Annotated in this window: 1 protein-coding gene; it reads right to left on the bottom strand. The window is 65.6% G+C overall.

The features are described from left to right. Positions 1–71: 71 nt before the first annotated feature. The gene (locus IWC96_RS00080; protein ID WP_196838123.1) at positions 72–1,445 is read right to left on the bottom strand and encodes a transposase; all 1,374 of its coding nucleotides are present in this window, start codon (positions 1,443–1,445) and stop codon (positions 72–74) included. Positions 1,446–1,537 lie beyond the last annotated feature (92 nt).

Raw genomic sequence — 1,537 nt, 5'->3', positions numbered from 1 at the left:
TGGCGGATTCCGTTGAAAAAGGCCGCCGCTGAGATCGGCGCGAGTAACGGACGTGACGGTTCGCCACTTTCTCAGGCGGTCGCTGGCGCCGTTGGCGGGATCAGCTTGGCCAGTTTGCGCAGGTTCTGGGCGGTGGCGGCGAGGAGGAACTCGTCTTTGGCGCCGTTTGGTCCTCGGAGACGCAGCCGATCCAGCTTCAGGATGCGCTTGAGGTGGGCGAACAGCATCTCGACCTTCTTCCGTTCGCGCCGAGAGACGACGTAGGCGTCGGTTTTGGCGATGTCGCGAGCGAAGTCCCGGGCGCCTTCGTGAATAGAGCGGGTCACCTTGCGCATCGGCGTGTTCGGGCAGCAGCGGGGCTTGAGGGCGCAGGCCCGGCAGTCGGCCGTGCTGGCGCGATAGCGCAGCGTGTCGTCAGGCGGCGCATTGGTTCGAGGGGTGGAGAAGACGCGGCGACCGTGGACCAGCGTCTTGCCCCCCGGGCACCGGTAGACGTCCTGGTCGCGGTCGTAGGCGAAGTCGGCGCGTGAGAAGGTCCCATCGACCCGCTCGGACTTGTCGATGACGGGGATGTGCGGCTCGATGCCCTGATCGTGGACCAGCCAGTCGAGCATCTCGGCCGAGCCATAGGCGGTGTCCGCAGCCAGCCGGGCGGGCCACAGATCATGATGTTCCCGCACGCGCTCGATCATGGTGCGGGCCGCCGTCACCTCGCCCTGCCGCACGGCCGTGGACGGCTCGACATCAACAATGATCGCGTGGTCCAGGTCGATCAGGTAGTTGGTCGCATAAGCGAAGAAGGCCAGGCCCTTGTTGGCTCCGGTCCAGCGCGAGGCCGGATCGGCCGGAGAGATGAACTTGGGCGTCACCGGCGTCGCTCCGCCGAAAGCCGCGTCGTCCAGCACGGCCAGATACTCATCAATGGCGCGGCTGGCGGCCTCAGGCGGCAGGCCTTCGTCGCCGGGCACACATCGCTGGCGATTGGCGTCGGCCTTGATCAGGCTGGCGTCGACCGCGAAGCCTTCGCCGCCGACCAGGCCCTCGGCCATGCAGCGCCGCAGCACCGTCTCGAACAGCTCGCGCAGCAGATCGCTGTCGCGGAAACGGCCGTGTCGGTTCTTGGAAAAGGTCGAATGGTCGGGCACATCGCCGTCCAGGCCCAGCCGACAGAACCAGCGATAGGCCAGGTTCAGGTGGACCTCTTCACATAGCCGTCGCTCTGACCGGATGCCGAAGCAGTAGCCCACCAGCAGCATCCGGATCAGCAGTTCCGGATCAATCGAAGGCCGGCCAATGGCGCTGTAAAACGGAGCCAGGTGCGCCCGCAGACCGTCCAGCTCCACAAACCGGTCGATGGCCCGCAGCATGTGATCCGTCGGCACATGCCGCTCCAGCGAGAACTCGTAGAACAGAGCCGACTGATCGACCCGCCGCTCACCCATCATCGCTGCACCTCCGGCTTCAACGACCAGAGTGAATCAGTGACGAGCCCTCATGCCAATTGCCAACGCGGGCCTTTTTCAACGAAATCGGCGCT

Origin of the sequence: Brevundimonas sp. BAL450 (genome assembly GCF_015767455.1) — a bacterium.
Lineage (GTDB): Bacteria > Pseudomonadota > Alphaproteobacteria > Caulobacterales > Caulobacteraceae > Brevundimonas > Brevundimonas abyssalis.
This window is presented reverse-complemented; position numbering and strand designations above follow the sequence as displayed.